This window comes from Citreimonas salinaria (assembly GCF_900107235.1).
Classification (GTDB): Bacteria; Pseudomonadota; Alphaproteobacteria; order Rhodobacterales; family Rhodobacteraceae; genus Citreimonas; species Citreimonas salinaria.
In genome coordinates, this window is the sequence record NZ_FNPF01000049.1 from 1 (window position 1) to 3233 (window position 3233).

At 60.4% G+C, this 3233-nt stretch carries 4 protein-coding genes and 2 pseudogenes; 3 read left to right on the forward strand and 3 right to left on the reverse strand.

The genetic code is table 11. The annotated features are described in order from the left end of the window. Positions 1-93: 93 nt before the first annotated feature. Positions 94-192 (reverse strand): annotated as a pseudogene (locus BLW27_RS21055) (IS5/IS1182 family transposase); the annotation flags it as partial. Positions 193-390: 198 nt separating this feature from the next. Here BLW27_RS21055 and BLW27_RS20395 point away from each other — a divergent pair. After that, entirely contained in the window at positions 391-846 is a 456-nt protein-coding gene (locus tag BLW27_RS20395; RefSeq protein WP_089886559.1) for a hypothetical protein, read from the forward strand. Positions 847-937: 91 nt separating this feature from the next. Here the strand turns inward: BLW27_RS20395 and BLW27_RS20400 are convergent, their stop codons facing one another. Next, a complete protein-coding gene (locus tag BLW27_RS20400; protein ID WP_089886561.1) occupies positions 938-1159 on the reverse strand; it encodes a hypothetical protein in 222 nt (73 codons plus the stop codon). A gap of 336 nt (positions 1160-1495) precedes the next feature. Here BLW27_RS20400 and BLW27_RS20405 point away from each other — a divergent pair, with 336 nt between their 5' ends. After that, a complete protein-coding gene (locus BLW27_RS20405; RefSeq protein WP_089886563.1) occupies positions 1496-1945 on the forward strand; it encodes a class I SAM-dependent methyltransferase in 450 nt (149 codons plus the stop codon). 72 nt (positions 1946-2017) lie between these two features. Continuing rightward, the gene (locus BLW27_RS20410; RefSeq protein ID WP_089886565.1) at positions 2018-2338 is read left to right on the forward strand and encodes a hypothetical protein; all 321 of its coding nucleotides are present in this window, start codon (positions 2018-2020) and stop codon (positions 2336-2338) included. A 576-nt stretch (positions 2339-2914) separates the two neighbouring features. On the opposite strand, the pseudogene BLW27_RS22035 reads toward BLW27_RS20410, so the two are convergent. Beyond that, positions 2915-3121 (reverse strand): annotated as a pseudogene (locus BLW27_RS22035) (EAL domain-containing protein); the annotation flags it as partial. Positions 3122-3233 lie beyond the last annotated feature (112 nt).

Sequence of the window (3233 nt, forward strand, 5' to 3'; positions counted from 1 at the left end):
TGTAGCTCGGCGGGATTGGTCTGCTCATGCAGGCCAGCTACCACGCTGGATTCACAAGATGAATCCCTCACCTCGCCTTTGCGCAACAAAGCCCTTGTGGACCCAGATCAACAGCGATCCCCGCTTCCGCAGTGATGCGTTGTAGCTGGACCAGTTCGTGGTGCGATAGCGGGCGGGAGGAGGCTTCCTCATGCACCGCGTCTAACGCCATGGATTCGCAAAGTGAATCCTTCGCCGTCTGACTTGTGCAACAACGCCGGTCGGGAGTGATCGCGATGCCGATCCTCGCTCGCCTCGGCGCCAGAACCTTTTCGCGCGAAGAAGATCGTAACCATTTTCTTGCAAGTCTTCCGGGCCACTCCGTTTCCGCCTTATCGAGACCTGCCCTGCATGACCAGCTTCAACGTCCTCAGACTGATCGTTCTGTACCTCTCTGCCGCCACGATTGCTTTCCCATCGGAAGCCGCGGTTCAGCGCAGCCATGACCCCTTCGTTATCACTTCGGATTGGGGTGGTAAGATCAGGAGCTATATAGAGCAACTCGCGGAGATCGACCGCACGGGCCGACGCGTCGAAATCCGCGGCACCTGCGCCTCTTCGTGCACGTTGTTTCTCGCGGCGCGGGATGTCTGCGTGACGCCTGACGCCCGCCTCGGCTTCCATGGCCCCCGATACCTCCGAAAGAAAATGCCGAAGCACGTATTCGAGTTCTATAGCGTACTGATGTCAAACCATTATCCGCCGGCGATATCCGAATGGTTCATGTCGGACGCGCGCTTCAAGATCAGAGGCCTGAAAGTTGTGCGTGGAGCCAACATGATGCAGCACGGAATTCGGGCCTGCTGATCGCTCGCCTCAGAAAGAAGGGTGGGTCCTTGTCATGTCGTCGGGCTGAGGTCTTCAGCCACTTGAGCCGCACGCCGCAAGCGGCTTCGACTTACCGCACGTTCTTCAGCGTAAGCAGCGCGTGAAGTGTTGCGAGTTCACGCCGAAGCCGCGCAGTCGGGCGATCTGCCTCTGCCACATCGGCAATCAGGGAAAGCGTCCGCTGCAGGGCAGGGGGGCCACCGAGCAGGAGGGCGGCGTTCTGGACGGCTTCTCCATGGTCGTGGAAGAAGCACTTGAGGGCCGCCAGTGGCGGCTGAACAAAGTCAAACATGCTTTGTCTCCTTGGGTAGGGCCCGGCAGGATTGCCAGGAACAAGAGACCGCCTCCTCCTTTCATTGGTGCGGTGGTTTCTCGGAGCCGCCCGACGTATCTTCTGCATGTCCCGAATTGTTTCGGCTGCGGTGCGAAGCGGATCCTCGCAAGGAAGGATCCGCTACGTGTCGCAGCCCGAAAGAAAGAAACCCGCCCTACTGTCACCTGGCGCAGCCGGGTCGTGGCTTGGTGCGCCCCGGCCAGGCCACAGTGGCCTTCAAGCGCGATTGGTCTCAGGAGCTGACGCCGATATATTGGCTCTGGGAGCGCGTCGGTCTTGTCAGGAAGGCGTCGCATGGACTGGACAGCGATGGCTGAGCCTTGGCTGAAATCCGAAGGGCCGAACGAGGCCGCACTCGCCCCGGCGCGTGCGGCACTCATGGGGCGCGCGCAGCTTCGGCCGGGACAGCACGTCCTCGATGTCGGCCCCGGTCCCGGGGCCTCGCTTCTCGATGCGGCCGACGCGGTCACGCCGGCTGGGCGCGTTACTGGCATTGAGGTCGCGCCGCCCCTGGCTGACCGAGCGCGTGCCCGGGTGCCGGAGAACGTCGACGTTGAACTGGGCGATGCAGTAACACATCCTTTTGGCGCCAAGCGCTTCGACGCCGTCGTGTCCTCGTTCGGCGTGATGTTCTTCGCCAATCCTGTCGCTGCGTTCGCGCATATCCAGACGGCCTGCCGACCGCGATCGGCGATGACATTCGTCTGCTGGGGACGGCGCCACAAGAATCCATGGTTCACGTAACCCGCCCATGTGGCAGAGGCCGTGCTGGGACCTGGCCTTGAATCCGAACCTGATGCGCCCGGACCGTTCGCCTTGGCAGACAGCAGCAGGATCGCCGAAATTTTGGAGGCTTCAGGCTGGACTTTGATCGGGGCGGATGCCGGGATCGACACTCTTTCGGTCGACCTTACGCCATCCGAGGGACCCGACGCAGTTGCGGATCTTCACATGAACATCGGCGCAGCCCGCGCGCGCATGCGGGAGGCCGAGGAGGCGGGAACGCTCACACAAGTTCAGCGGGATGAGGTCCGCGAAGGTCTCCGTGAATTGTTCGCGAACTATGTGCAAGGCGCGCAAGTTCGTGTGCCGGCAGAGGTGCATGTGGTGCGGGCTGTAACCCGCGGCGAGAACTGACGGCCACCGAAGTCAAGGCAATGCCCGATTACTGTTGTCACGACTGAGCATCATCTTTTTTGCTGTGTTCGACGTCAGGTGTTCCCGCCGACAAAGCTGCCTGAAGCGATCGCACAGGTGTTCGAACCTTGTGACGCTCTTTCAGGGTGACGGAGCGGGGTGGCGGAGGCTGATGCGCAGCCCACCGCCGGCTTTGTCTCGTTTCACGTCGCCGCCGCCCATGGGCGCCAGTTCCTGCGTCAGGACAACTTGATGAGACGTGTGGGCTGGCCGTTGCGGCAGATGCACGCTTAACGCGCCATCAAAGGCACAGACGCTCAACAATTGATCGGAATGAAAATTTCATTTTATCTTTGCAAAACTGAAAAAGATGCGTCACGCTCCTGCTAACCGGTCGGCTGTCCTTCGCCCAATTCCTGTTTGCGCGCGTCTGCTGCGGCCATGCGCTCTGTATAGAACTGGCAGTTCGGTTGGGGAGTGAGGGTATCATGCCCACACAATGTGTTCGATCTGCTTCTGAGCTGCTCGTCATTCAGGTGTTAGCGCTCTGCCGGACCTCCCGGAAGTTGGTTGCGCTCATGCTGCACGGGGCTTCATGACCGCGCCGGCGAGAAATGCACTCAAAGTGTTTGCTGACATTGGGCGGGAGAAGTAATAGCCCTGAAACACATCGCAATTAACTGATGCCAAGAAGCGGACGCAGGATTCCGTCTCGACGCCCTCCGCTATAACTCTCAGGCCGAGTGTGTGGGCCAAGGCAATGATTGAGGCGATCGATTTGCCTTCAGGATCGGATGGGTATTGTTGCGTAACTCACGCCTAAGGCGTGACTTCCCCTTTCCCCGCTGATGTCATGCCACGCGAACGATCTCGGCGGTGCCGAGGGCTGAGAAGC